This is a genomic window from Sphingobacteriales bacterium, assembly GCA_012517435.1.
GTDB lineage: Bacteria > Bacteroidota > Bacteroidia > CAILMK01 > JAAYUY01 > JAAYUY01.
The window spans coordinates 1-24,668 of sequence record JAAYUY010000251.1 but is presented as its reverse complement, the minus strand read 5'-3'; the positions used below and the strand labels follow the sequence as shown (position 1 = coordinate 24,668).

General features: G+C 39.8%; 21 protein-coding genes. 11 read left to right on the top strand and 10 right to left on the bottom strand.

From position 1 onward, the window contains the following. From GX437_13675 to GX437_13630, 10 genes are all read left to right on the top strand, one after another. Positions 1-1,252, top strand: a 1,252-nt coding sequence (locus GX437_13675; GenBank protein NLJ08704.1) for an insulinase family protein, incomplete at its 5' end; no start/stop codon positions are given. Between the two features lie 4 nt (positions 1,253-1,256). Beyond that, positions 1,257-3,428, top strand: a complete 2,172-nt coding sequence (locus GX437_13670; protein NLJ08703.1) for a LysM peptidoglycan-binding domain-containing protein — start codon at positions 1,257-1,259, stop codon at positions 3,426-3,428. A 5-nt stretch (positions 3,429-3,433) separates the two neighbouring features. Beyond that, positions 3,434-4,243: an SDR family oxidoreductase gene (locus tag GX437_13665; GenBank protein ID NLJ08702.1), complete on the top strand. Its 810-nt coding sequence runs from the start codon at positions 3,434-3,436 to the stop codon at positions 4,241-4,243. A gap of 14 nt (positions 4,244-4,257) precedes the next feature. Beyond that, positions 4,258-6,045, top strand: coding sequence for an arginine--tRNA ligase (locus tag GX437_13660; GenBank protein NLJ08701.1), 1,788 nt, complete (start codon positions 4,258-4,260; stop codon positions 6,043-6,045). A 135-nt stretch (positions 6,046-6,180) separates the two neighbouring features. After that, entirely contained in the window at positions 6,181-7,293 is a 1,113-nt protein-coding gene (locus GX437_13655; GenBank protein ID NLJ08700.1) for a hypothetical protein, read from the top strand. 38 nt (positions 7,294-7,331) lie between these two features. Continuing rightward, positions 7,332-9,311: a T9SS type A sorting domain-containing protein gene (locus GX437_13650; protein ID NLJ08699.1), complete on the top strand. Its 1,980-nt coding sequence runs from the start codon at positions 7,332-7,334 to the stop codon at positions 9,309-9,311. Further along, positions 9,286-9,540, top strand: coding sequence for a hypothetical protein (locus GX437_13645; protein ID NLJ08698.1), 255 nt, complete (start codon positions 9,286-9,288; stop codon positions 9,538-9,540). The genes GX437_13650 and GX437_13645 overlap by 26 nt, the downstream gene beginning before the upstream one ends. 6 nt (positions 9,541-9,546) lie before the next feature. After that, complete coding sequence (locus tag GX437_13640) at positions 9,547-10,908, top strand: dipeptidase (protein ID NLJ08697.1); 1,362 nt, start codon at positions 9,547-9,549, stop codon at positions 10,906-10,908. Between the two features lie 174 nt (positions 10,909-11,082). After that, a complete protein-coding gene (locus GX437_13635; GenBank protein NLJ08696.1) occupies positions 11,083-11,841 on the top strand; it encodes an N-acetylmuramoyl-L-alanine amidase in 759 nt (252 codons plus the stop codon). A gap of 10 nt (positions 11,842-11,851) precedes the next feature. Further along, complete coding sequence (locus GX437_13630; protein ID NLJ08695.1) at positions 11,852-12,880, top strand: hypothetical protein; 1,029 nt, start codon at positions 11,852-11,854, stop codon at positions 12,878-12,880. A gap of 188 nt (positions 12,881-13,068) precedes the next feature. Here GX437_13630 and GX437_13625 read toward each other — a convergent pair whose 3' ends face one another. The 10 genes from GX437_13625 to GX437_13580 form a co-directional block, all read right to left on the bottom strand. After that, on the bottom strand, positions 13,069-13,755 hold the full coding sequence (locus GX437_13625; GenBank protein ID NLJ08694.1) for a PorT family protein: 687 nt from the start codon (positions 13,753-13,755) through the stop codon (positions 13,069-13,071). A gap of 74 nt (positions 13,756-13,829) precedes the next feature. Next, positions 13,830-17,495, bottom strand: a complete 3,666-nt coding sequence (gene metH, locus GX437_13620) for a methionine synthase (protein ID NLJ08693.1) — start codon at positions 17,493-17,495, stop codon at positions 13,830-13,832. 4 nt (positions 17,496-17,499) lie between these two features. Then, entirely contained in the window at positions 17,500-18,447 is a 948-nt protein-coding gene (gene metF, locus GX437_13615) for a methylenetetrahydrofolate reductase [NAD(P)H] (GenBank protein NLJ08692.1), read from the bottom strand. A 146-nt stretch (positions 18,448-18,593) separates the two neighbouring features. Further along, positions 18,594-18,947, bottom strand: a complete 354-nt coding sequence (locus GX437_13610; GenBank protein ID NLJ08691.1) for a hypothetical protein — start codon at positions 18,945-18,947, stop codon at positions 18,594-18,596. A 4-nt stretch (positions 18,948-18,951) separates the two neighbouring features. Further along, positions 18,952-20,361, bottom strand: coding sequence for a 23S rRNA (uracil(1939)-C(5))-methyltransferase RlmD (rlmD, locus tag GX437_13605; GenBank protein NLJ08690.1), 1,410 nt, complete (start codon positions 20,359-20,361; stop codon positions 18,952-18,954). Between the two features lie 17 nt (positions 20,362-20,378). After that, positions 20,379-20,882, bottom strand: coding sequence for a DUF255 domain-containing protein (locus GX437_13600; protein ID NLJ08689.1), 504 nt, complete (start codon positions 20,880-20,882; stop codon positions 20,379-20,381). 31 nt (positions 20,883-20,913) lie between these two features. Continuing rightward, positions 20,914-21,399, bottom strand: a complete 486-nt coding sequence (locus GX437_13595) for a DUF255 domain-containing protein (GenBank protein NLJ08688.1) — start codon at positions 21,397-21,399, stop codon at positions 20,914-20,916. 148 nt (positions 21,400-21,547) lie between these two features. Continuing rightward, a complete protein-coding gene (locus GX437_13590) occupies positions 21,548-22,015 on the bottom strand; it encodes a DUF255 domain-containing protein (GenBank protein ID NLJ08687.1) in 468 nt (155 codons plus the stop codon). 66 nt (positions 22,016-22,081) lie between these two features. Next, positions 22,082-23,347: a 3-deoxy-D-manno-octulosonic acid transferase gene (locus GX437_13585; GenBank protein NLJ08686.1), complete on the bottom strand. Its 1,266-nt coding sequence runs from the start codon at positions 23,345-23,347 to the stop codon at positions 22,082-22,084. Positions 23,348-23,354: 7 nt separating this feature from the next. Then, positions 23,355-24,125, bottom strand: a complete 771-nt coding sequence (locus GX437_13580) for a hypothetical protein (protein ID NLJ08685.1) — start codon at positions 24,123-24,125, stop codon at positions 23,355-23,357. Positions 24,126-24,206: 81 nt separating this feature from the next. Here GX437_13580 and GX437_13575 point away from each other — a divergent pair. Next, positions 24,207-24,668, top strand: a 462-nt coding sequence (locus GX437_13575; protein NLJ08684.1) for a UDP-glucose/GDP-mannose dehydrogenase family protein, incomplete at its 3' end; no start/stop codon positions are given.

Below are 24,668 nucleotides of genomic sequence, written 5' to 3'. Positions count from 1 at the left end.
TACTTATCTCTATGAGTTGCCCAACGGACTGCGTATCGTTTTTACTCCCACTGCCAAAAGCGGTATTGTTTACTGCGGATTCCTGATTGGCACGGGAAGCAGATATGAAAGCGAGAAAGATAATGGCATGGCTCATTTTATTGAGCATAGCCTGTTTAAAGGCACCCAAAAGCGGTCGTCAGGTAAAATTCTGACAAGGCTTGAATCGGTGGGTGGAGAGCTGAATGCCTTTACCATGCGTGAAAAAACCTGTTTCTATGCAATTTCGCTTAAGCAATATTTCGAAAGGGCCGTTGACCTGCTGACCGATCTGGTTTTTAATCCCTTGTTCCCTGAAAATGAACTTGAAAAAGAAAAAAAAGTCATCATCGAAGAAATTGAGATGTATGAAGACAATCCTGAAGAAACCATTTATGATGAGTTTACAGGCCTCTTATTCAACAATCATCCTCTTGGGCACAACATTCTCGGAAAAATTGAAACGGTTAGTAATTTCAGACGTGACGATGTTGTAAATTTCTGGAAATCATTTTATTATCCTGGCAATATGATCTTTTCTGTTGTCGGGTCTATCAGTTTTAGAAAACTCGAGAATATCATCAATAAATATCTGCTGATATTGAAGGATGCTTCTCCGGAAAATGAGTTTGTTTCAGTCGGTAACTATGAACCTTTCAGACATACCAAAGATAAAGATTATCAACAGGTTCAGGTTATTTTGGGCAATCGGGCCTATCCGCTGAAAGAAAAGAAACGTATTGTTTTATCGCTGATTAATAATATTCTCGGAGGCGACTGGATGAGTTCGAGGCTGAATGTTATCCTAAGGGAGAAACATGCATTTGCCTACAACATTTCAAGCGGCTACAATGCCTATCTCGATTCAGGTTCTTTTACCATACAGTATGGAACGGATATACAGTATCTCGATAAAAGTATTTCGCTTGTCAGCAAGGAATTGAAAAAACTCAGGGAAAACAAATTATCTTCATTTGAACTCAACCGTGCCAAACGTCAGATGTTGAGTCAATATGCCATGTATCGCGAAAACTACGGACTTGTGATGCAAAATCAGGCACGAAACCTGATGGATTTGGGTTATGTTTTATCTAAGCATGAATATTTTAAAATGGTTAATCATATAGACGCAATGGCTGTTCTGGAAACGGTCAATGATGTAATGGATGAAAAAGAAATGAGTTTGTTGATTTATAAAAACAGACAAAAGTTGTCGTCTGAAATAAAAAAATAATGTTATGAAGACTAGGGCTAAATTATTGTATATCACTCCGTTGCTGTGTTTGCTGCTTTTACAGGGATGCAAGGCTACAAAGACCAATGTGTCGAAACCGCCCGATGACTCAGGCAAAAATACACCGGCTTATCAGGATCCCTATGCCGGAAAAAGTGATGATGAACTGAACGCAACGCAAAAGTACATTAAAAAATACAGGGATCTGGCCATCAGTGAGATGAAACGATCAAAAGTTCCTGCCAGTATCACATTGGCTCAGGGAATACTCGAGTCGGCAAGTGGAAACAGTTATCTGGCAACCAAAGCCAACAATCATTTTGGAATAAAATGCGGAAAAGACTGGAAAGGAGAATCTATTTATTTTGATGACGATCAGACCAACGAATGTTTCAGAAAATACAAAACGGTTCAGGAGTCCTTTATCGACCATTCTGATTATCTGACAGGCAATGCAAGGTATGCAGCTCTCTTTCAGCTTGATATTCTTGATTATAAGGGATGGGCAAAAGGACTGAAAGAAGCCGGATACGCTACCAGAAGAAATTATGCCGAACTTCTGATAGATTTGATAGAAAAAAATCAATTGACAATTTATGATGTTGCCTTACCAAAAGGTTATAGCACCGAGCCGGCTCCGGTTGCCGATCAGCAGTTTAAATACAACGGAATACCGGCTATTCAGGCCAAGCAGGGTGATACCTATGCACTCATTGCCAAAAGGAATGGAATCAGTCTGGCTAAGTTGCTTGAATACAACGACTTAACAGAGCAAAAGCCTTTAAAGGAAGGACAGATAGTTTATCTGGCACCCAAAAAGACAACGGCTAAAGAATCTTATCATATCGTCAGAAAAGAAGACAGGATGTACTCTGTTTCACAGGAATACGGAATAAAACTAGCCAGTCTGTATGAAAAAAACCTGTTGAAACCTGGAGAAGAGCCTGCCGTAGGTGAAATACTTTATTTACGGCAAAAGCGCACAGAACCTGCCGAGACAAGAGTGATCAAACCCGAAGAGCCTGTTGCAGAACAAAAGCCGGTTGTTCAGGAAGAAGAAAAACGGGTAACTGAAGACAAGCAGGAAGTCAAGGAAAATGTATTTGAAGAAGTACCTGTGGTGCAACCTGAGAATCAAAAAGAGGGGACAGAAGAACCTGTAGAAGTGATAACTCCCGAAACAAAGACGGTTGTTGTTTTTGAAGATGAAGAAAAAAAGCCCGGTCAGGAGACGACCATTAAAGAACCTGAGCCAACCAAAGCTAATGAAGTTACAAAAGAAAGTGAGCCGCCTGCTGCTGTCAATATGCATGTCGTTCAAGCTGGTGAAACACTCTTTTCCCTGTCAAAAAAATATAGTGTTTCTGTTGAAAATCTAAAGAAATGGAACAACCTGACAGGGGATAATATCAGTCCGGGAGATAAACTGATTGTCGGTCAGGGAACCACTGCTTTTGAACCCACTGAAACGCCTGAAGAACCCAAAATTGCAACACCGGCAGTCAGGTCCGACACTGTTTTTTACGTGGCACAGGCAGGAGAAGACCTTTATACCATAGCCCAGAAGAATAACACAACCGTATTTAAACTCATCAGCCTCAACCATCTTACTTCACAGAAAATTTATCCCGGAATGAAAATAATAATTTCTGTACCTGAGGTGAAAACGGAAACTACAGTCCCTAAAACAACCAAAGACGGTTTCGACAATCCGGATGCGCTGATTATTAAGAAACCCGTTGTAAAACAGCCGGAAAATCCTGTTTATCAGAAACCGGCAGAAACACCGGCACCTAAAACCGAACCTAAAGTTACAGCTTCAGGTAATGAAACCTATCATATCGTTCAGGCGGGAGAAGGCTTGTTTTCCATTGCCAGAAAATACGGAGTTACTGTTACTCAGATCAAACAGTGGAACAATCTGACCTCTGATTATATTCAGGTTGGGCAAAAGCTTATTGTGGGAACGGGGCAGGCACAAACGCCACAGGTTCAACCGGCCGTTCCGGCTGCAACCCCTAAACCTTCCGGTGATGAGATTTTTCATGTAGTTGTCCCGGGCGAAACATTGTTCAGTATTTCAAAAAAATACGGTGTTTCGGTAGAGAGCATAAAATCTTTGAATAACCTGCCTGACAACAACATTAAGTCAGGGCAAAAATTAAAAATCAAGTAATCATGTTGTACGGAAAAGTTGCGGTAGTTACGGGGGCTTCCTCAGGCATAGGGGAAAGTCTTGTTTATGAATTGGCACGAAATGGCTGTAATGTAGTCTTATCGGCCAGATCGGAAGAAAAACTTGTGGAGATTGAGAAAGATATCCGTCAGAAATTTGACATCAAAACCCTTGTAGTGAAAACGGATGTCAGCCTCGAAGAAGATTGCAGAAACCTGATTGAAAAAACTGTTGAATATTTCGGTCAGATCGATATTCTGATCAATAATGCCGGAATATCCATGCGTGCGGTATTTAAAGATTGTCAGTTAGATGTCATCAAAAAGGTAATGGATATAAATTTCTGGGGAACGGTTTATTGCTCCAAATATGCATTACCTTACCTGATTGAATCAAAAGGAACCCTTGCAGGTGTTATTTCCACAGCAGGTTTTCGCGGACTGCCCGGAAGGACCGGCTATTCAGCATCAAAATTTGCCATCACAGGTTTCCTTGAATCCGTCAGAACAGAAAATCTGAAAACGGGCCTGCATGTACTGATTGCTTCTCCCGGATTTACTCAATCCAATATTCGTAAAACTGCCTTGAATCATCTCGGGCAACAGCAGGGAGAAACCCCTCGTGATGAAAAGAAACTGATGACATCTGAAGAAGTAGCTAAAAAAATAGTTAAGGCCATCTTAAAAAGAAAACTGTTTCTCATCACTGATAAAACAGGGCTGGCAGTACGTCTGCTTAATCCTCTATTCCCGGCATGGATGGACAAACAGGTTTTAAAAGATTTTGCCAAAGAGCCCGGCTCTCCCGTAAGTTAAAATCATTCAGCATAATGAATATCAATCAGATACTTAAGCAAACTGTTCAGGATGCTTTTCTGTCAGTGTATCAGACAAAAATAGAAACCGCTATGGTGCAGGTGGAAGAAACCGACCCGGGTTTTGAAGGAGACCTGACCATTGTATTGTTTAACCTGTTGAAATTCAGTCGTAAAAAGCCTGAACAAACAGCCGGAGAGGTTGCTGCATATCTGACACAAAATCTTGATTTTATTGAAAGATTTAATATCGTCAAAGGCTTTCTGAACCTGGTCATAAAAGTCAGCTTTTGGCTAAAACACCTGAAGGAGATACAAAAGGACCAGCACATTCCTATTGAAAAAACAAGCCTCCCGCAAAAATACCTGATAGAATATTCATCGCCCAACACCAATAAACCTCTTCATTTAGGACACATCCGGAATAATTTACTGGGACAGTCGTTGAGTGAATTTCTGAAACTGCGGGGACATCAGGTGGTGAAAGTCAACCTTGTCAACGACAGGGGAATTCACATTTGTAAGTCTATGCTTGCATGGATGAAAGACGAAACCCATCCGACTCCTGAATCATTGAGAATCAAAGGGGATCATCTGGTTGGCAATTACTATGTGAAATTTGATAAAATGCTCAAAGCAGAAATTGAGCAGTCAATATCCCTGGGTATTAGCAGAGAAGATGCTGAAAATCTGTCTTCAGTAATGAAAGAAGCCCGGCAGTTGCTTATCAGGTGGGAAAAAAATGATCCGGAGGTCAGGAAGATATGGAAAATGATGAATGACTGGGTGTATGCGGGTTTTGATGAGACCTACAGAAGACTTGGAATCAGCTTTGACAAAATTTATTATGAATCAGATACTTATCTGCTTGGGAAAGCCATTGTGGATGAAGGGCTTGAAAAGGGGATTTTTTACAGAAAAGAAGATAATTCCGTTTGGGTTGACCTGAGTGCCGATGGATTTGACGAAAAACTTCTCCTGCGTGCTGATGGTACCTCTGTTTACATTACTCAGGATTTAGGCACAGCCGAACTTCGTTATTACGACTATCAGCCCGATGTGATGGTTTATGTAGTTGGTAATGAGCAGGAATATCATTTCAATGTGTTGAAAACCGTGATGAAAAAGCTGGGAAGGCCTTATGCTGAAAGCATTTTCCACCTTTCATACGGCATGGTCGATTTGCCTGAAGGTAAAATGAAGTCGAGGGAAGGTACCGTGGTTGATGCAGATGATCTGATGGATAAGATGCAGGAAACTGCGCTTCAGTACATGGCTGAATCAGGAAAATCGGCTGAAATTGACCAGGAAGAGCAAAAAATATTGAGTGAAATGGTCGGAATGGGAGCACTTAAGTTCTTCATTCTGAAAACAGACAGTAAAAAGCGTATTTTGTTTGATCCCAAGGAATCCATTGATTTTCAGGGATTCACAGGTCCTTTCATACAATATACACATGCCCGGATACAATCCGTTTTCCGGAAAGGGAGCATCGAAAAACCCTTTGATTTTCAATATAATCTGAATGTCCGGATTTCAGACGAGGAAAAGGAAATTTTAAAGAAAATTTATTTTCTCGGTCAGAGCCTTGCAGTCGCTGAACAAAGACTTGATACTTCTGTCATTGCCCTGTATATTTATCAGTTGGCCAAGCTTTACAATAAATTTTACCACGATTATCCTATTCTTAACGAAACTGATGAAGACAAAAAGGCTTTCAGGATTGTGATGAGTTGGGCAGTATCGCTGGTGCTGAGAAAGCTTTCAGGAATACTGGGAATAGAAATGCCGGAGAAAATGTAAGGTGATCAATATCAGAAAAAAGGAATAAATTTAAAGAGATTTCCCTTCAACAACCCTGACCTTCAAAAAAAAATTTCCGGTTTTATAATTTTTGTATTTTAGCCAACGAAATAAAACGAGATAATTTTAAGAAAAATGAGTATTAATAAAGCATTTACCCTCTTTATTTTACTGATGTTTTGCTCAGTAGCAGTTTTACCACAACAATTCGGGCCAAAAATAGTCAAAAACTTCGACCAGAAACTTGTCAAGGGAAGGACAATGTTGATTCTTCCGGCAGAAAAAATCCCGGTAAAAAATGCCGATATGACGGTATTTAAGGCATTTAAAACCGACATTCAGAAAGAGCGGGAGTGGAAACGTATGGTTGACAGTGCCATAAAAGCCTCCTGTTTTGATTATTTTGAGTTCCAGGTAAAAGATTTTTTCCTCGATGATATGAAAAAATCAAAAGACAAAAATGTTGTTTTGCTTTATTACACAAAAGATTATTACGATAACTATTATGCCGAAATAGCCACAGTTGAACCAAAATATGAAATTCTGGCCTGTGTTCCCATCAATGGCTTATGGCTGACCAGCTTTGACGACCTGAAACTCATGTTTAATATGCTTCAGTATCAACTGGCTGTCAATTCAGGTTATTACGGAAATGAAGCTAAACCGCTCTACCGTGGCCATAAAAATAAATATGAAGCTGACCTCAGGCAGTTTTCCGAAAAACTCAGGAACAAGGTCTTTCTGTTTGCCAAGTACGAGAAAGATGTGAAGGGCTTTGCCAAGAAAAATGACAAGATGAATACCTATCTTAAAATGAATTGGAAACTTACTGCTTATGAAATGGCTTCTCAGAAAGATATTGAACAGCGGGTAAAAGCTGGTTTTGATGGTTTTTATATGAAGCCCATTTATATTTATACCTCCAATCCTAAAATTACTTATAACTATAATCTCTTTTTAAATGGCAGAAGCGGTAATGTGTTATTTATACATCAGACCAACGGACTTATTCCGCCAGCCGCCTTTAAATATGTCCAGGAAAGAATGGAAGAATGGCTGGTTGCCAATATGGACCCCAAACAGCAGAAAGAATTTCAGGACAGCAAATCTCAGGTCAGGTCGCCTTCTCCGCAGAAAACAACACCTCAGCCGGTAAAACAGGATAAATCAAAAACACAACCCCAACCGGTAAAACAGGATAAATCAAAGCAACAGCCCGAACCTGTTAAGCCCGGTAAAGTTAAGTAATCCTGGCAACCGGTTTTTTACGTTAAATTACAACTATTATGATTTCCAGAGTTTTAGCCTTTTTATTTTTCCTTCTCATAAGCTGCATTCCGTATTTGTATTCGCAGCATATTTCCTATCCCGTTGATGAGAACATGGCAGAACATTTTTTAGCCATTCCTTCTGATAATGAAATCAATACACTTGAACTGTCAAAAGAAATAAATCATTCCGGACAGACTGACTGGATACGAACATTTGTCTTTTATCCTGAAAAAACAAGACATGGTGCATTTGAAGAGAATTCTGTAAATACCATCAAACAGCTTAAAAACAATCTGAAACTTCAGCTTACTCACGATTCCTTTTATCAGGAACAAAACCTCTTGCAGCCCTTGGCAGATGCTCCATCTGTCTTTAAAACCTTTGAAGCTAACATTGCCCTCGAAGGTACTCCCACCGACAACACCCTTGCGGTTTCCAACGGAGGCATTATCGTCAGTGCCATCAATTCAAACATCAGGTATTACAACACTTCGGGCACGGAGCTTTTTTCAAAGACTTTTTTTGATTTTCTGGGCGATACCAATCTGAAATCAAAGCTATATGATCCGCAGGTGATATATGATTCCGGTGCCGACCGCTTTATTTTTGTCCTTTTGCATGGCAGCCATTCTTCAACATCGAGAGTGATAGTTTGTTTCAGCAAAACGAATAATCCTCTGAATGGCTGGTACGTTTATCAGTTTCCTGTGACGACTCTAAGCTCCGTTTATGCCTTTAAATGGTTCGATTTTCCCAAAATTGGCATTTCCAATGACGACTTGTTTATTACCGGAAATATTTTTAAAAATGATGAAGGTGGTTTTTCTGAATCTGTTATTATTCAGATGACGAAAAGCAATGGTTATCAGGGAAAAACACTTATCTGGAAACTTTGGAACAACCTCTCTGACGCTGATGGAGGAAAACCTTTTAGTATCTGTCCGGTTTCCTATGGCAAGCAAGGAAATTACGGACCGGTTTTTTATCTCCTTTCAAATAAAAATGCCGGCAACAGTAATAAAATCTATCTCTATGAAATTACAAATAAACTGGGGAGCAATCCTCAACTGAAATCATTTTCACTGACAACAAATACCTATTATCTGGCAGGTGATGCCGTACAAAAGCGTGCCAGTCAGGATATTGATCCCGGCCTTCTGGATATTGGCGATTGCCGTATTCAGAATGCTTTTTATCAGATTTCAAACGGAGAGGGGATTATTCATTTTGTTTTTCATTCAGAATATAACCAAACATATAACGCAATCAATTACAACAGATTGAATCTGAAAACGATGAAATTTTCATCAAAAATGTTTGCCAATGCTTCTGTAGATTATGCCTATCCTGCTGTAGTTTCTTCTTCTCCAGAAAATGATCCTTCAAAGGATGTAATGATTGCCTTTTTGTTTGCTTCTGCTACTCATTTCCCGGGATTAGCAGTTGTCAGTTGTGACGACCAGATGAATTTTTCCAATTATGTGGTTTTAAAAAACGGACTGACAAATGTTAATATACTGTCGGATGAAAATGAACGATGGGGGGATTATACGGGTATATGCCGGAAACACAATACATCAGCCCCGCGAATCTGGATCAGCGGTGCATACGGAGCCAATATCTCCGATAATTCCGTCAAGCCACCGGTGTTAAAGCCCTATCGCTATAAAAATTTTATAGCAGAAGTTGCTGATAATCAGATTACTGAAATAAATGAAGAGATAAAACCTGAAGACCACACAGTGAACATATATCCCAATCCGGTAGTCAAAACTTTTCAGCTGAGTTTTGACGTCAGGGAAGCCGGAATGCTTGAGATTTCTTTGGTTCAGGCTGACGGTAAATTTGTAACTGCACTTTTCAGGGATTATGTCAGACAGGGGAAAGCTATATTTTCATTTAACAGCCTGGCTCTGAAACCGGGGATATATTTTGTCAGAATAAGTCGTGAAAACAAACAAATCATGTATGAAAAAATGGTGGTATCTGATTAGCCTTTTGCTGCTGTTTTCCTGTAAAAATCAGAAAATCAGCTCACCCGAACCGGTGATGGAGATGGAAAACTATACTGATGTCATCATTGAAGACGGTATTCCTCAGATTGATTCCGGTAGTGTTGGTCAGGAAGGTAACATTGAATTTGAGGTTAAACATCCTGCCATGGATCAGGAAAAAATTGATAGTATCAAAGCATTGAAAAACAAACAGAAAAAACTTAAATAGGATAAAATGGAAAAGGTCAAGAATTTTATAGACGAGCATAAACAAAGCTTTTTAAACGATTTGTTTGGATTGATCCGGATTCCATCGGTGAGTTCTTTGTCGGAACATAAAAGCGACATGCTGAAAGCTGCGGAATATTGGAAAGAAAGTATGCTGAAAGCGGGTGCCGGCAGAGCTGAAGTGATATCAACCAGTGGTAATCCGGTTGTTTATGGGGAAAAAATTACCGACCCGGATTGGCCGACTGTTCTGGTGTATGCCCATTACGATGTCATGCCTGTTGATCCGGTTGAACTTTGGAAATCTTCTCCTTTTGAACCTGTCATCAGGGAAGACAAGATTTTTGCCCGTGGTGCCGATGACGACAAAGGGCAGAGCTTTATTCAGTTAAAAGCTTTTGAAACGATGCTTAAAACAGGCAATCTGAAGTGCAACGTCAAGTTCATGATTGAAGGGGAAGAGGAAGTAGGCTCTCCTTCCATGGCTGAATTTTGTGAGAAAAACAAGGAAATGCTGAAAGCTGATGTCATCCTCGTGTCCGATACCGGAATGATTGCCGAAGATGTGCCTTCCATCACCACAGGGCTTCGTGGATTGAGCTATGTGGAAGTTGAAGTAACCGGTCCCAATCGCGATCTGCATTCCGGGTTGTTTGGCGGTGCGGTAGCCAATCCTGCCAATGTCCTTTGCAAAATGATTGCTTCTCTGAAAGATGAAAAAGGAAGAATCACCATCCCGGGTTTTTATGACGATGTATTGGAAATCAGTGAAGAAGAGCGTAAAAAAATGTCGGAAGCACCCTTCAGCCTTGAGGAATATAAAAAAGCACTCGACATCCGTGAAGTAGAAGGAGAAGATGGTTATTCCACCATAGAAAGAACCGGCATTCGCCCGACACTTGATATAAATGGTATCTGGAGCGGTTATACTGGTGAAGGAGCTAAAACCGTTTTGCCCTCTAAAGCTTATGCCAAGATATCCATGCGTCTCGTACCAAATCAGAACTATGAGAAAATCAGTAACTTATTTGAGAAGCATTTTAAAAGCATTGCCCCCGACAGTGTCAGGGTTGAGGTCAAAAAACTGCATGGAGGCCAGGCTTATGTTTCTCCGATCGATTTACCGGCTTATCAGGCTGCTGAAAAGGCATACTTCAAAGTTTACGGTAAAAATCCTGTTCCTTTCCGTAGCGGTGGAAGCATCCCGATTATTGCTACTTTTGAAGAAAAACTAGGTATTAAATCAATCCTGATGGGTTTCGGACTTGAAGCAGATGCAATCCATTCTCCCAATGAAAATTTTCCGCTGAAACAATTTTTTAACGGTATTGAAACAGTCTGCTGGTTTTATCATTTTTTTGCCGGATAGAGGGGATTAAGGCCATTTTAAGCTCTTTTCAGCATCTTACTTTGCTGACCTGAAACAGGAGTTTGTCTTTTATTATTATCTTTGAGAGGTTATTTTTTACAGGCATATATTATTGTTTACTCATTCTGCCAATATTATTTGCTTTGGATGAAGAAAAACTGAACAGGGAAAAATATGAAAGCAATTGAAATTTTAAAACATGAGTCTGATTTTAAGGCGAAACTGACCGATAATAATGGCCGTAGAATGTTTTTATCGCCTTTCTCACTTGATATCCCCGGCACATCCGAAAAAATTGATTTTATCAGATGTATGCCTGAAATTCCCGATGAATCTTATTTCTTTAAAGATACACCGGCAAAAGAAAAGATTGTGTTGCACCATACAGCTGGATATCTGAAAAGTGATATTACAACACTCACCAAACCAAACTATCACGTTTCTGTACCTTTTGTTCTGGGCAGGGATGGAAGCATTTATAATCTATTTGCTTCAAAATACTGGTCATATCATCTCGGAGGAAATTCTGTCGGAGGAAATGAAAGCATGAGCAAGGCTTCCATCGGTATTGAAATCAGTAACATCGGGCCGCTCCGGCTCAATGGCGACAATCTCTATGATTATTATGGCAATCTTTACTGTCATCTGACAGAAACGCAGTATTACAAAGTGCTGGATGTGGCATGGAGAGGATACAGCTATTTTGCCACCTTCACCGATGCACAATATGAAAGCCTCATCAAACTTCTGAAGTTTCTGACGAATCGATACAATATTCCGCATGTATTTTTACCTGAAAACAGACGCTTTGAAACGCTTACCCTGCTGGAAATCAGACAATTCAAAGGAATTTTATCACATGCAAATTTCAGAAAAGATAAATCGGACATGAGTCCGGCATTTGATTATTCAAGACTGGTTGGACAATTCTAAATGATTAGCTATGTTTAATTCAACTTTACTCGACATTGTATTGTCAATGATTTTTTTGTATTTATTGCTGGCACTGGTGGTAACAGGTGTCAATGAATTCTTTTTTACTTTCCGGAGGCAAAGAGCCAGACACCTTAAAAGGGCTCTCGGGCTTATGTTTTATGATGAAGAATGGCAGGAATTATTTCCGAAACTACAGGAATCTTCTTTTATTAAAGTTTTAAGAAGGAAGAAGAAGGAATTTCCTTCATACATACCTTCGGAAAATTTTGCCAAAGCCTTAATTTCTGTGCTTGGAGAGGGAAAAATTGATTTCAAAGCCATCAAAGAAAAGATTGCAAAAAATGAGGAAAAAGGGGAATTAAGCACTTTACTCGACCATCTTTTTCAGAGCGGGGTTGATAACCTTGAAAAGCTTCAGGCTGAGCTTGAAAAGATATTTGACCAGTCGATGGATAGAGTGTCAGGTTGGTACAGGCGTCATGCGAAACTGTGGTCATTTTACATAGCAGCCCTGATTTCCGTTGGTTTCAATATCGATAGTATGCAGATTGCACGGGATATGTTTAAAAACAAGGAAAAAGCAAAATTCAATGCAGATGCTGCACAAAATTACCTGGCCGACACAGCTAAAGTAGAAAAGAAAGTAATAATCTTCAAAACTGACAGCACAGATGAATCCGGTATAACGCTAAATGAAGATAAGAATGCTGAAATAACCATGGAACTGGATACTTTTTCAAACCCTTCGGATTCCTTTGTTACCGACAGCGATACCGTCATCACCAAAAAGCCGGAAGAGGTGGTAAAAGATATTAAGGTGGTTGTAACTGAGATTGATAAACTGGATATTCCCATGGGCTGGATAAAAGGAAACTACCCTGAATACAAAAAAGGAGACTGTCTTTATATGTTCATTCTCGAATGGCTGGCAAAATTCTTTGGCTTATTGATAACAGCTTTTGCCGTTTCTCTGGGAGCACTATTCTGGTTTGATTTGCTTGGGAAAGTTAGTCCGCTGAGGAAAAAGGATAAATAAAACGAAAGGTTACTGTTCAGCTGCCAATTGTTATTGTTACCGCGAATAAACGCAGATTAGACCGCTGATCTTCGCAAAAATTAGCGTTTCATTAGCGAGAATTAGCGGTTTATTTCTTTTTAGGAAAATATAAATTATTGATATTAAACACAATGGGATAGCTGAACAGTAACAACGAAGGTTTTTTATCAATCAAACCTGAGAATATAACCTGCTTCAATCGACCATGCCCGGTTGGCACCGAAACTTTTGTACTGATAGGGAGAAACTGCCTGGTCTTTGGCAACGGCAATAAAACCAATGTCATAACGAAGTAGCAGCAAAACCCTTCCGGGCCCGGCATCTATTTCAGCACCTGCTCCGAGGTCAAAACCTATGTCAAAACGGGTAAAATCCTGTTTCCGCTCTTCAAAAAAGTCTTTGAGAATCATCTCCCTTTTTCCTATGATGGCAGTTCCCTGTTCCGATGCCATACCACCCATCAGAAAAGCCACATAAGGACCGGCCATCCCAAAAAGATTAAACCTGTCGAATGGGATTTTTGCTTTCACTGTCAATGGGAGTTGAAGGTAGCTGAATTTGTAAATATCGCTTCTCGTTTCAATGGTGTTGCTGTCTTCATGCTTATATTTTTCTGTCCCTTTTCTGAAAAAAAGAAGTTCAGGGGCCAGTGAAAAATAATCATTGACGAAATAATCGAAAGAAACACCTGCCAAATATTTGGTGCCTCCGCGATCTTCCCATGATTTCCCAAGGTAGCCTTTGGTCATGTGGGTGAAAACAAGGCCGGTTTTTGCTCCGAAATAATAAAGTTGTGCCTTGCCGATAAATGATGTGGCTGAAATTAAGGCCAGAATTATCAGTGCTTTTTTCATGTGATAGTCTTTTTGAGTTCAGGCAAAGATAAAAAAGGAATTAATATTGACCGGAGGTAAAAGTTTTCAACAGTTTAGTATCCCAAAACCGTATCAAGCCATTTTTCAGCTTCAGCCATGCTGATTCCTTTTCTTTCAGCATAATCTTCCACCTGCTCTCTGGTAATTTTATCAATGATAAAATATTTGGCTTCGGGATGGGCAAAATAATAACCCGAAACAGAGGCAGCAGGATACATGGCAAAACTTTCGGTCAGGCTGATACCTGCCTGTCTTTCTGCCTGAAGCAGATCAAACAAAACCCGTTTTTCGCTGTGATCTGGAATAGAGGGATAGCCAACAGCGGGGCGTATTCCCTGATATTTTTCTTTTAAGAGGTCTTCCAGACTAAGGTTTTCATCAGTGGCATAAGCCCAGAATTCCTTCCTGACTTTTTCATGCAGCAATTCGGCAAATGCTTCTGCAAGACGGTCTGCAAGTATTTTTAGCATAATAGCCTGATAATCATCATGTTGTTCTTCGTACTCTTTGACCCGTTTTTCAATGCCCAGACCTGTTGTTACGGCAAAAGCTCCCAGATATTCTGTGAAAGGACTGTTTAGAGGTGGAACATAATCGGCAAGGGAAAGATTAAGGGTGTTTTCCCCTTTATCCTGTTGATTCCTGAGGAAATGCAGCGTAGCAACAATCTCAGATTTTGATTCATTCTGAAACAGCAGAATATTGTCTTTTTCTTCAGCAGCAGGCCAGAATCCGAAAACGGCATTTGCCTGCAACATTTGTTTGTCAATGATTTCCTGCAAAAGTTTCTGCCCGTCATTAAACAATTTTCTGGCTTCTTCTCCTTTTACCTTGTCATTTAATATTTCGGGGTATCTGCCTTCCAGTCGCCAGGCAAGGAAAAAGAATGTCCAGTCAATATATCTGGCAATTTCATCCAAAGGATAATTTGTGATGGCTTTAAAACCCAAAAAAGAAGGCTTAACTGCTTGATAATCTTCCCATCTGATATTAAGCCGCCTGTTTCTGGCTTCGCTGAGCGAAAGGTATTTTTTTGTTAATTGTCTGCCGCTGTGTATTTCACGAATCTGACGGTATTTCTCTTTTACATTCTTCACGTACTCCTCTTTCTGCGTTTCAGAAAGCAGGGAAGAGACTGTTTGCACGCTGGTCGATGCATCCTTGACATGGACAACAGCATGAGCATAAGCCGGGTCAATCTTGACAGCAGTATGTACTTCTGAAGTCGTGGCTCCTCCTATCAGCAAAGGTATATTCATCTGCCGCCTCTGCATTTCTTCTGCTATTCTGGCCATTTCTTCGAGAGAAGGTGTAATGAGCCCGCTTAACCCGATAATGTCCACTTTTTCTTTGATGGCTGTATCAAGAATTATTTCCTTTGGTACCATGACCCCGAGGTCGATGATTTCATAGTTGTTGCAGGCCAATACCACTCCGACAATGTTTTTCCCGATATCATGAACATCTCCCTTGACCGTTGCCAGCAATACTTTTCCGGCTGGTTTCTGATTCCCGCTTTTGATTTTTTCTTCTTCAATGTAAGGTGTGAGATTTGAAACTGCTTTTTTCATCACACGAGCGCTTTTGACAACCTGCGGCAGAAACATCTTTCCGGAGCCAAACAGTTCGCCAACAATATTCATCCCATCCATCAACGGCCCTTCAATGACTTCGAGTGCATATTGGTAGCCTTTCCGGCATTCTTCAACATCTTCCTCAATAAAGTCTGTAATTCCTTTGACGAGTGAATAACTCAATCTTTCCCTGACCGGTTTTTGACGCCATTCTTCTTCTTTTTTATCCTTCTTTTCAGTGTCGTGATGATGTGCAGCATAATCAAGCAGTCTTTCGGTGGCATCTTCTCTGCGGTTTAAAACCAGATCCTCAGTAAGTTGCAGTAAATCTGGTGGTATGCTGTCATAAACATCCAGTTGTGAAGGGTTGACGATACCCATATCCATTCCTGCCCTGATGGCATGAAAAAGGAATACGGAATGTATGGCTCTTCTGATTGTTTCGTTTCCTCTGAATGTGAAAGATAAATTGGAAACGCCTCCGCTTACTTTGGAATAGGGGAAATTTTCTTTCAACCAGGCAACAGTTCGAATAAAATCCACGGCATAATTGCGGTGTTCTGCAATTCCGGTTCCTATGGCAAGTACGTTCGGGTCGAAAATAATGTCTTCCGGAGGAAAATTCAGTTCCCTTGTCAGAATCCGATAGGCTCTGCTGAAAATTTCTATCCTGCGTTCAAGGTTATCGGCCTGACCTTTTTCGTCAAAAGCCATAACAATGACTGCTGCCCCGAAACGCCTGATAATTTTTGCTTCTTTACGAAAAACTTCTTCCCCTTCTTTTAAACTGATTGAGTTTACGATGGCTTTTCCCTGAAGGCATTTTAATCCCGCAAGAATTACTTCCCAACTGCTGCTGTCAATCATCACAGGTAATCTGGCAATTTCCGGCTCTGCAGAAAGCAGGTTCAGAAACCTTGTCATGCATGATTTGGCATCGAGCATGGCTTCATCCATGCAAACATCGAGTACCTGAGCACCTCCTTCCACCTGTTCACGGGCAACCGACAAAGCCTCTTCAAACTTATTTTCCTGAATGAGTCTGAGAAATTTCTTCGACCCTGCTACATTAGTCCTTTCACCTACATTGACAAAATTGCTATCGGGGCGAAAAACCAGGGCTTCGAGTCCGCTAACTTTTGTCAGACGCGGTATTTCAGGTATTTTTCTTGGTGAAAACAAAGGAATTAATGATGAAAATGCCCTGATGTGTTCGGGGGTGGTGCCACAGCATCCGCCTATGATATTGACAATTCCAAGTTCGAGAAACTCTTTCAGCTGAGCTGCCATGGCTTCAGGTGATTCGTCATAGCCCCCAAACTGATTGGGCAGTCCCGCATTGGGATAAGCAATGGTATAACAATTACTTTTCTCCGAAAGCTCTCTGAGGTGAGGCAGCATATCTTTCGCTCCCAGTGAACAATTCAGCCCGATGGCAAAAATATCTGCCTGAGAAAAAGAAATCAGAAATGCTTCTGCTGTTTGTCCCGAAAGGGTTCTGCCGCTTGCATCCACGATGGTACCTGAAACAATGACCGGCAGTCTGATATTTTTTTCTTCAAATATTTGTTCTATAGCGAAATAGACTGCTTTGGCATTCAGGGTGTCGAAAATTGTTTCAATCAGTAACAAATCCACTCCGCCATCAATCAGGCCATTTATTTGTTCGGAATAGGCTTTTACGAGATCGTCAAAACTTACTTCGCGATACCCCGGATCATTGACATCGGGCGAAAGAGAGGCAGTTTTATTGGTGGGGCCTATGGCTCCGGCTACAAAACGTTGCTTTTCGGGTGTTTTAATCGAAAAACTATCCGCTGCCTGGCGGGCAATTCGCGCAGCTTCAAGGTTCAGTTCATACACAATATCCTCCAAACCGTAGTCCGACATGGAAATACGGTTGGCATTGAAGGTATTGGTCTCAATGATGTCGCTGCCTGCTTCCAGATATTTTTCATGAATTTCTTTGATAATATGTGGCTGTGTAAGACAAAGCAGGTCGTTATTTCCTTTCATGTCTTTCGGATGGTTTTGGAAACGCTTTCCACGATAGCCTTGCTCATCCAGATTGTAGGACTGAATCATTGTGCCCATGGCTCCGTCAAGGAGCAGGATTCTATGTTGTATAATTTCATGAATGCCCATCTGATCAATACTTCAGGTGTTCGATGACTTTAATGGCAGAAGCAGTGTCGTTCATCACATAAAAATGTATGCAGTTAATTCCGTGGTCAAGCAGTTCCTGGCATTGTTGTATAGCCCATTCTATTCCGATTTCTCCGGCCAGTTCAGGATTTTTCATGACTTCATCCACCAGCGCATCAGGAAGATTGACATGGAAGTTTTTGGGGATGGATTTTAAATGTCTTTTATGATTTAATATTTTTATTCCCGGAATAATGGGAACTGTTATACCTTCTTCCCTGCATAAATCCGTGAATTCAAAAAACTTTTGATTATCGAAAAACATTTGCGTGGTGATAAATTCAGCTCCTGCATCAATTTTTTGTTTCAGATAGTGGATGTCGGTTTTCATGTTGGGAGCTTCAAAATGTTTTTCAGGGTATCCGGCAACACCGATGCAAAAGTTGAGAGGGGAAGAATTGATGATTTCGTCAAGGTAAATGCCTTTTTTCAGGTCATTGATTTGTCTGACAAGATCAATGGCATAGGTATTTGAAGATTTATTGTTGTTGAGGGGTTTGGCATAATTGGTTTCATCTCCCCGAAGGGCAAGCACATTGTGAATGCCGAGAAAATTAAGTTCAATCAATGCATCCTCTGTTTCTTCCCTCGAAAATCCGTTGACCAGAATATGGGCAACCGTATCGATGTTAAAGCGGTTTTGAATGACCCCGCAAATGCCTATGGTCCCTGGCCTTTTACGTTTAATTCTTCTTTTGATGCTGCCATCCGGCATTTCTTCATAATATGCTTCGGCTGAATGGCTGGTAACATCAATAAATGGCGGATTAAACTGCTTTAACTGTTCGACAATTTCGATAATATACTGACCACTACTACCGCGTGCAGGTGGGATGATTTCAAAACTGAATAATGGTTTGTCGTTCCTCTCTAAATGCTCTGTAACTTTCATTATATTGGGAAAATAACATTGATTTTTTCAACTGCAAAGGTACCATAATTTAGAATGATTTTCATTTAGTAAAATTGAAATTTTACATTAAAAAGTAAATCAGGATTAAAGTAAAGAATGGAATTTGATTTTAGCTGTTTTGATTATCATAGCGAGGAATAGGGCAGAAAGACGAAATTTCCTCCTTTTTCTGAAATCAGAAAGATGCACATGTTTTTTTCAGGATCTTTATAAACCGATTTGAAATATTCTTCCTTTTCAGGTAAAACCACCCCTTCCTCGACAAGGTCTTCAAGGATGGTGGCATTGATGGTCCAGGTTTTCCCGAAATCATCACGGTTGAGGATTACTTCTCCGATATTGACCTCAAACTGATGGGCGATAAAAACAGGATATTTTGAATATCCTGACCGGATAATTTCATCAGCGACTTCTTTAATGTATTTCTTGTAAAACTTCAGGTCTGCCTTCAGGCTGTTCAGTATTTCCTGCGCATTCATAGAATCATTTGCTTTTAAATAGTGCTATATTTTCAACGTGGAGTGTGTGGGGAAACATGTCAATAGGTTGAATCTCAATAAGTTGAAAGGATTCGGATAATAAAGCAGCATCTCTTGCCTGAGTTGAAGGATTGCAACTGACATAAAGAAGCTTTTCCGGTTTTATCTGACATAATGTTGCAATCAGGTCTTTATGCAAACCGGCTCGTGGCGGATCAAGGATTATGACATCGGGCTTCCCGTAAGTAGCAATGAGGTCCGGGGTAAGCACCTTTTCCGACTGGCCGGCAAGAAAATTCGCATTGTCAATTCCATTCAGTTGCATATTTGCCTGGGCTTCCTCTATGGATTCCGGAATTGCTTCTATTCCGATGATTTTCTTACATCGGTGGGCGAGGTACAATCCGATGCTGCCAACTCCGCAATACAGGTCGTAAACAGTTTCTTCTCCTGTTAATCCGCAAATCTTTTCAATCTGGCTGTAGAGGATTTCTGCCTGATGACTGTTGGTCTGCAAAAAAGATTTTGGCCCCACCTGAAGCCTGATGTGTCCGGCTCTTTCTGTAATGTATGTATTCCCGTGAAAAAGATTAGGTTCAAGGTCATAAATACTGTCATTGACCTTGGGATTGATAAAATAATACAAAGAATGAATGGGCGGTAATTGTCGAATAGCTTCAGTTAAAAATGGTCTGATCATTTCCGGTTGGTCAGCCGTAAAGACCACAATGACCATGATTTCTGAAGTTTTGGTCATGCGAATAATTAGGGTGCGAATAAAACCTGTATTTTTTTTCTGGTCATAAAATTCAAAATCATACTGTCTGGCCAGTTTTCCAAAGGTATTTCTGATCAGGTTTGCAGGCTCTTCCTGTAAATGACATTGCTGAATATCAACCACTTTGTCGAACCTGCCCCTGACATGAAAGCCTAACACCCTTCTGTCGTCATGTGAGTCAGCCTCATCATTTTTACTGACAAACCATGGATGTCTTGAAAAGGTAAATTCCAGTTTATTGCGGTAGCCAAGGACTTTTTCAGCCCCTATAACAGGATGAATCTTATAGTCCGTTAAATGGCTGATACGCTTAAAGTCTTCAATCACAAGGCTTTCCTTGTGCTTGAGCTGAAATTCATAAGGGAGGTTCATCAGGCGGCATCCGCCACAAATTCCGAAATGATTGCATGTTGGCTCTATCCTCAGGTCAGAAGCTTTTTTCAGATTTGTCAATCTGGCTTCTGCAAAGTCTTTTTTATTCTTAACTATCTGAATATCAGCAATATCGTTGGGGACTGTATCTTCTACAAAAACTACTTTATTGTCGATTCTGCCAATACCTCTACCGGTATGCGATAAACTTGTAATGACTACATCCTCAGCAAGGATGTATTTCTTTTTGTAATGTTTAGCCATGAAACCCCTGATAGGTGTTATTTTTTCTTTTTATCAAGCCTTTCCTTGTATTTGATGCAATTGTAAAGCATGTAAACATATACATCAGGAGGCTGGAATCCCGGCTCAACAAAAGTTTTTTCTTCATTAGGCAGGTAAAAGATAGTGGTGGGATATACGAACTTATTGATTTCTTCATTTTGTGAATTGAGCGTCAGCATGTTGATTAATTCAGATGCTGTCAGTGTCTGGTCTTTATACTTATATTTAATGGTTTCATCTTTGGGATTTACCTTGCAGGCATAGAAATTCTTGTTAACCATGTCAATTATTTTCGGACTGGTATAGGTTTCTTTGTCCATTTTTACACAGTAGGGACAAACGGTAGTGACAACTTCAAGAAGAACCATCTTGTTTTCTGCTATGGCTTTTTCGTAGGCATCTTCCCATTTAAGCCAGATGATATTTTCCTGTGGGGAATGCCATACAAAAGACAGGAAATTAAGAGGAAGAAGAAGCAGGAAAAAGATGATCAGTCGCATATTTTTTTTAGGCAAAAATAAAAACAAATGGTCAATCCTTCGATAATTTTGCGGTCATTTTTTCAAGGTTGTTCAGGTGCGATCTGAGAAGTTGTTTAAATGAGTTGGCTTTTATATAACCTTCTTCGCTGTAAACCATACTGAAATCTGAAGGATACAAAAACAGAATGGCAGGATACTTAATCTGATCAGTATTTTTCTCTAAGCTAACCAACAACTGACGTGCTGTAACCATTTTCCCTTGATAAGAATACAGTGTTTTCTTATCTTCAGGGTTCAATCTCACCGGAATGAAATGTGAATTCAGAAGTTCAATAATTTCAGGATTGACGAAGGTTTCTTTCTCCATTTTTTTGCACCATCCACACCAGTCGGTATAGAGTTCAAGAATAATGATTTTGTTGCTTTGACGGGCTTCTGTAACTGCTTTATTCCAGTCAACCCACTTAATATTGTTGTCAGGTGGAGTCTGAGCACTTATCAGGAGGGGTAGCGCCACCACTAAGACAGTTAACATTGATCCTATAGATTTCATAAAATTCTTCTTGAAGTCTTAAAAATCTATTCTGTTTGACCGTGTAAAGTTACTGCATTAAATAATCGCTCTGCAAATTAATTTGAAAATTATTAAGTTGGGGATGAGTAAATAATTGATTTACTGTGCTTTATTCTCCGTTTTTTTGAATCTCAATGTATTTGTTCAGCATTTGAACGAACTGTTCAGGCCCCTGATAACCCGGCTGAAGGTAGAGCTTTCTCTCTTTTGTGTACAGGAAAACAGTAGTCGGATAACCGGTTGACTGATTGTTTACAAGCATGGCATGTAATTGCCGGCCATCATAGAATGAACCGTCAACATCGTAGGAAACATTTGTTTTTTCAGGGTTGAATTTTACCGCAATAAAATATTTGTTGATTAAATTGATGACGTCAATATTGGTGTAAGTATCTTTATCCATCTTCTTGCACCAGCCGCACCAATCGGTGTAAATATCAACCAATAGGATTTTGTTCGTCTGTTTTGCTTTTTTGTATCCTTCATTCCATGAGTACCAGTTTATGGTAAGTGACTGTGAATGTGCATAAAATGAAGTAATTAACATTAGAAGAATGATGGAAAAGTACTTTTGCATGCTTTTAAATTTTGGTCTTAAAAATCAAATTTTGTTCCAACATTATTTGAAAAACGATGTTGTTTATCATATTGCAAAATGCTCTTTGAAATTATTTATAAGAAACGAATAAATTTTTCCGGTTCCTCCTTTTCTGCTTGAAATTTCAATAAAAGCAATCTTCCCTGTTTTTTTTGCGTTTTCACCTTCCAATAAGAAATCTGTTATTTTTAAAAACTCAATTGAATTCTTTACTAAAAATCCTGATTTTGAGTTTATTAGCCATATTGCTTCCGGAAATTTCTGATGATTTTTAGGTCCGAAAATAACCGGGAGATGGTGGGCAACTGGTTCAAGTAAATTATGAATTCCCTTATTGAAACCTCCCCCAATGAGGGCAATATCTGCGTACTTGTAAATCTTGTTGAGTATTCCAACCAGATCAACCACGAGAATATTCTTTTGAATGAGTTGTTCCGGAGATAATGATTCAGAGTAAAATATTGCTTTATCCTCAAATCTGTCTTTTAATTCCTTTAACCTCCGGTAATTGACATGATGGGGCACCAGGATGTATTTTACCGGAACATTGCGTTTTTTCAGACGCTCTTCAATGAACTTTTCTTCGGTCAGGTAAGATGACCCGGCAATGATGATTTTTGATGTTCCTTTAAAGATTTCAATCTTTTCATCCCTGAATGCAGTTGATTCGCCAACGATGGTAAGAACTCTGTCGATACGGGTATCACCTGCAAGACTGACGTTTGTATATCCTTTTTTTCTGAGAAATTCTTCCGATTTTTCATCCTGAACAAAAAAATGTGTAACAAAAGAGGGGATTTTCTTTAAAATTCCTGAGAATGAATTAAATAGAAAATGTTTGTCGTGGAATATTGCGGAGATCAGGAAAACGGGTATATTTTTAAGCCGGAGATACTTAAAGTAAAAATACCAGAACTCATATTTGACAAAAATGGCAAATATCGGATTTATGGCCTCAATAAATTTAACGGATGATTTTTCCCCATCTGATGGTAAATAAAATATATGGTCAGCAAAAGCGTAATTCTTCCTGATTTCAAAGCCTGAAGGGGAAAAGAAGGTCAGGACAATGGGTATTTCAGGATGATTCTTTTTGATGCATTCAATCAGGTTGCGTCCCTGTTCAAATTCACCGAGGGAGGATACATGAAACCAGATGCATTTGGTGAGTTTTAAATCCGACAATACGCTGGCTTGTGCTTTTCTTCCTGTTATCCACAACCGGGCTTTTTCATTGAATACTGCAGCTATACGGATGAATGACAGGTAGCATGACATTGCAAACGAATAGACAATTTCACCCAAAGTCATCAGTTCTTTACTTAATATAAAACTCAGGAGAGGTTTTCCGATAGATGGGAATATCAAACCCCAGCTGAAAACCCAGCAAAAAATCTTTTCTTTTCAGGTCATCTTTCTTTTGGAGATAAAAATCAAAGTCCCGTCTGCTTTGTGTAAAAGCTTCCACCATATATATGCTGAAATGGTAGTTGCCCAATCCTTTATTTCCAAATCGTTGAAATCCAATTGTTTGAATTAATCCTATGCCATTGGTCAGCCTGTCGTAGCCCTTTCGGTATTCGCCCTCAATCTGATTGACAGGACCATTGCTGTAGTCAAAGGAAAGTTTATGCTGAAGAAAAACCGGTCCTGCTGAAAAAACAATTCCTGAATTGAGATTGGGTTGATTGAATGAATAAAGATAACCCAATTGTATTCCTGAATGAAAACCTCGTTGTTCGATAGCTACCGGACACAATGTCCCCTGGTTGTTGATTAAATAGCCATCTCCTGTTTTGATGGCGTCAAGAACAAAACTGTCGTTAACTTTGCCACTGAAAAAATAGGCAAAATAAGGAGAAATATAAAAATTGGCAGTTGTCTTAAACATATAACTGACTGAAAGCTGAGAGGAATTTCCGAATCTGACAGCCATATCTTTGAACGGGATGTTGAAAGAATAATTAAAGCCAATTACATGCATGCTGATAGCAGAATCCCTGATGCTGACCTGCGAGTGTGAACGATAAGCTGTGCATACGGCAGCGATAGTCAGAAGCAGATTTGCTGTTATTTTTATTCTATTCATTTTTTCGGTAATGCGGCAAATATCCTACAATAAACTGACATATCTTTGCACGAAATTAATAACCTAAAAAATCTTTTGTATATGAAATTAGCTGTTGTTGGTACGGGTTATGTCGGTCTGGTAACCGGAACCTGTTTTGCCGAATCAGGGAATCAGGTGGTTTGCATCGACATCGATACAGAAAAAGTGAAGTTAATGAAGGAAGGAAAAGTTCCGATTTATGAACCGGGGCTTGATACCTTGTTTGAACGCAATATTGCACAGGAAAGGTTAAGTTTTACAACCAATCTTGAGGAAGGAATCAGGGAAGCCAAAGTTATTTTTCTGGCACTGCCAACACCTCCGGGAGCAGATGGCTCTGCTGATCTTCAGTATGTTCTTGACGTCTCCAAAAAATTGGGGCCCATGTTGAAAGAATATACCGTTATCGTCAATAAAAGCACGGTGCCGGTTGGTACGGCTGATAAGGTGAGAAATGCTGTTGCTGAAAACTGCAAGGTTGAATTTGATGTCGTTTCCAATCCGGAGTTTCTGAAAGAAGGC

What these genes read in the sequence shown, in the direction of transcription:
- GX437_13580 (NLJ08685.1), bottom strand. Translation starts at nt 24,125, where the DNA reads ATGAATAGAATAAAAATAACAGCAAATCTGCTTCTGACTATCGCTGCC.
- GX437_13635 (NLJ08696.1), top strand. Translation starts at nt 11,083, where the DNA reads ATGAAAGCAATTGAAATTTTAAAACATGAGTCTGATTTTAAGGCGAAA.
- GX437_13610 (NLJ08691.1), bottom strand. Translation starts at nt 18,947, where the DNA reads ATGAATGCGCAGGAAATACTGAACAGCCTGAAGGCAGACCTGAAGTTT.
- GX437_13590 (NLJ08687.1), bottom strand. Translation starts at nt 22,015, where the DNA reads ATGCAAAAGTACTTTTCCATCATTCTTCTAATGTTAATTACTTCATTT.
- metH (NLJ08693.1), bottom strand. Translation starts at nt 17,495, where the DNA reads ATGGGCATTCATGAAATTATACAACATAGAATCCTGCTCCTTGACGGA.
- GX437_13600 (NLJ08689.1), bottom strand. Translation starts at nt 20,882, where the DNA reads ATGCGACTGATCATCTTTTTCCTGCTTCTTCTTCCTCTTAATTTCCTG.
- GX437_13585 (NLJ08686.1), bottom strand. Translation starts at nt 23,347, where the DNA reads ATGACTTTGGGTGAAATTGTCTATTCGTTTGCAATGTCATGCTACCTG.
- GX437_13655 (NLJ08700.1), top strand. Translation starts at nt 6,181, where the DNA reads ATGAGTATTAATAAAGCATTTACCCTCTTTATTTTACTGATGTTTTGC.
- GX437_13640 (NLJ08697.1), top strand. Translation starts at nt 9,547, where the DNA reads ATGGAAAAGGTCAAGAATTTTATAGACGAGCATAAACAAAGCTTTTTA.
- rlmD (NLJ08690.1), bottom strand. Translation starts at nt 20,361, where the DNA reads ATGGCTAAACATTACAAAAAGAAATACATCCTTGCTGAGGATGTAGTC.
- GX437_13625 (NLJ08694.1), bottom strand. Translation starts at nt 13,755, where the DNA reads ATGAAAAAAGCACTGATAATTCTGGCCTTAATTTCAGCCACATCATTT.
- GX437_13645 (NLJ08698.1), top strand. Translation starts at nt 9,286, where the DNA reads ATGAAAAAATGGTGGTATCTGATTAGCCTTTTGCTGCTGTTTTCCTGT.
- metF (NLJ08692.1), bottom strand. Translation starts at nt 18,447, where the DNA reads ATGAAAGTTACAGAGCATTTAGAGAGGAACGACAAACCATTATTCAGT.
- GX437_13595 (NLJ08688.1), bottom strand. Translation starts at nt 21,399, where the DNA reads ATGTTAACTGTCTTAGTGGTGGCGCTACCCCTCCTGATAAGTGCTCAG.
- GX437_13670 (NLJ08703.1), top strand. Translation starts at nt 1,257, where the DNA reads ATGAAGACTAGGGCTAAATTATTGTATATCACTCCGTTGCTGTGTTTG.
- GX437_13650 (NLJ08699.1), top strand. Translation starts at nt 7,332, where the DNA reads ATGATTTCCAGAGTTTTAGCCTTTTTATTTTTCCTTCTCATAAGCTGC.
- GX437_13660 (NLJ08701.1), top strand. Translation starts at nt 4,258, where the DNA reads ATGAATATCAATCAGATACTTAAGCAAACTGTTCAGGATGCTTTTCTG.
- GX437_13630 (NLJ08695.1), top strand. Translation starts at nt 11,852, where the DNA reads ATGTTTAATTCAACTTTACTCGACATTGTATTGTCAATGATTTTTTTG.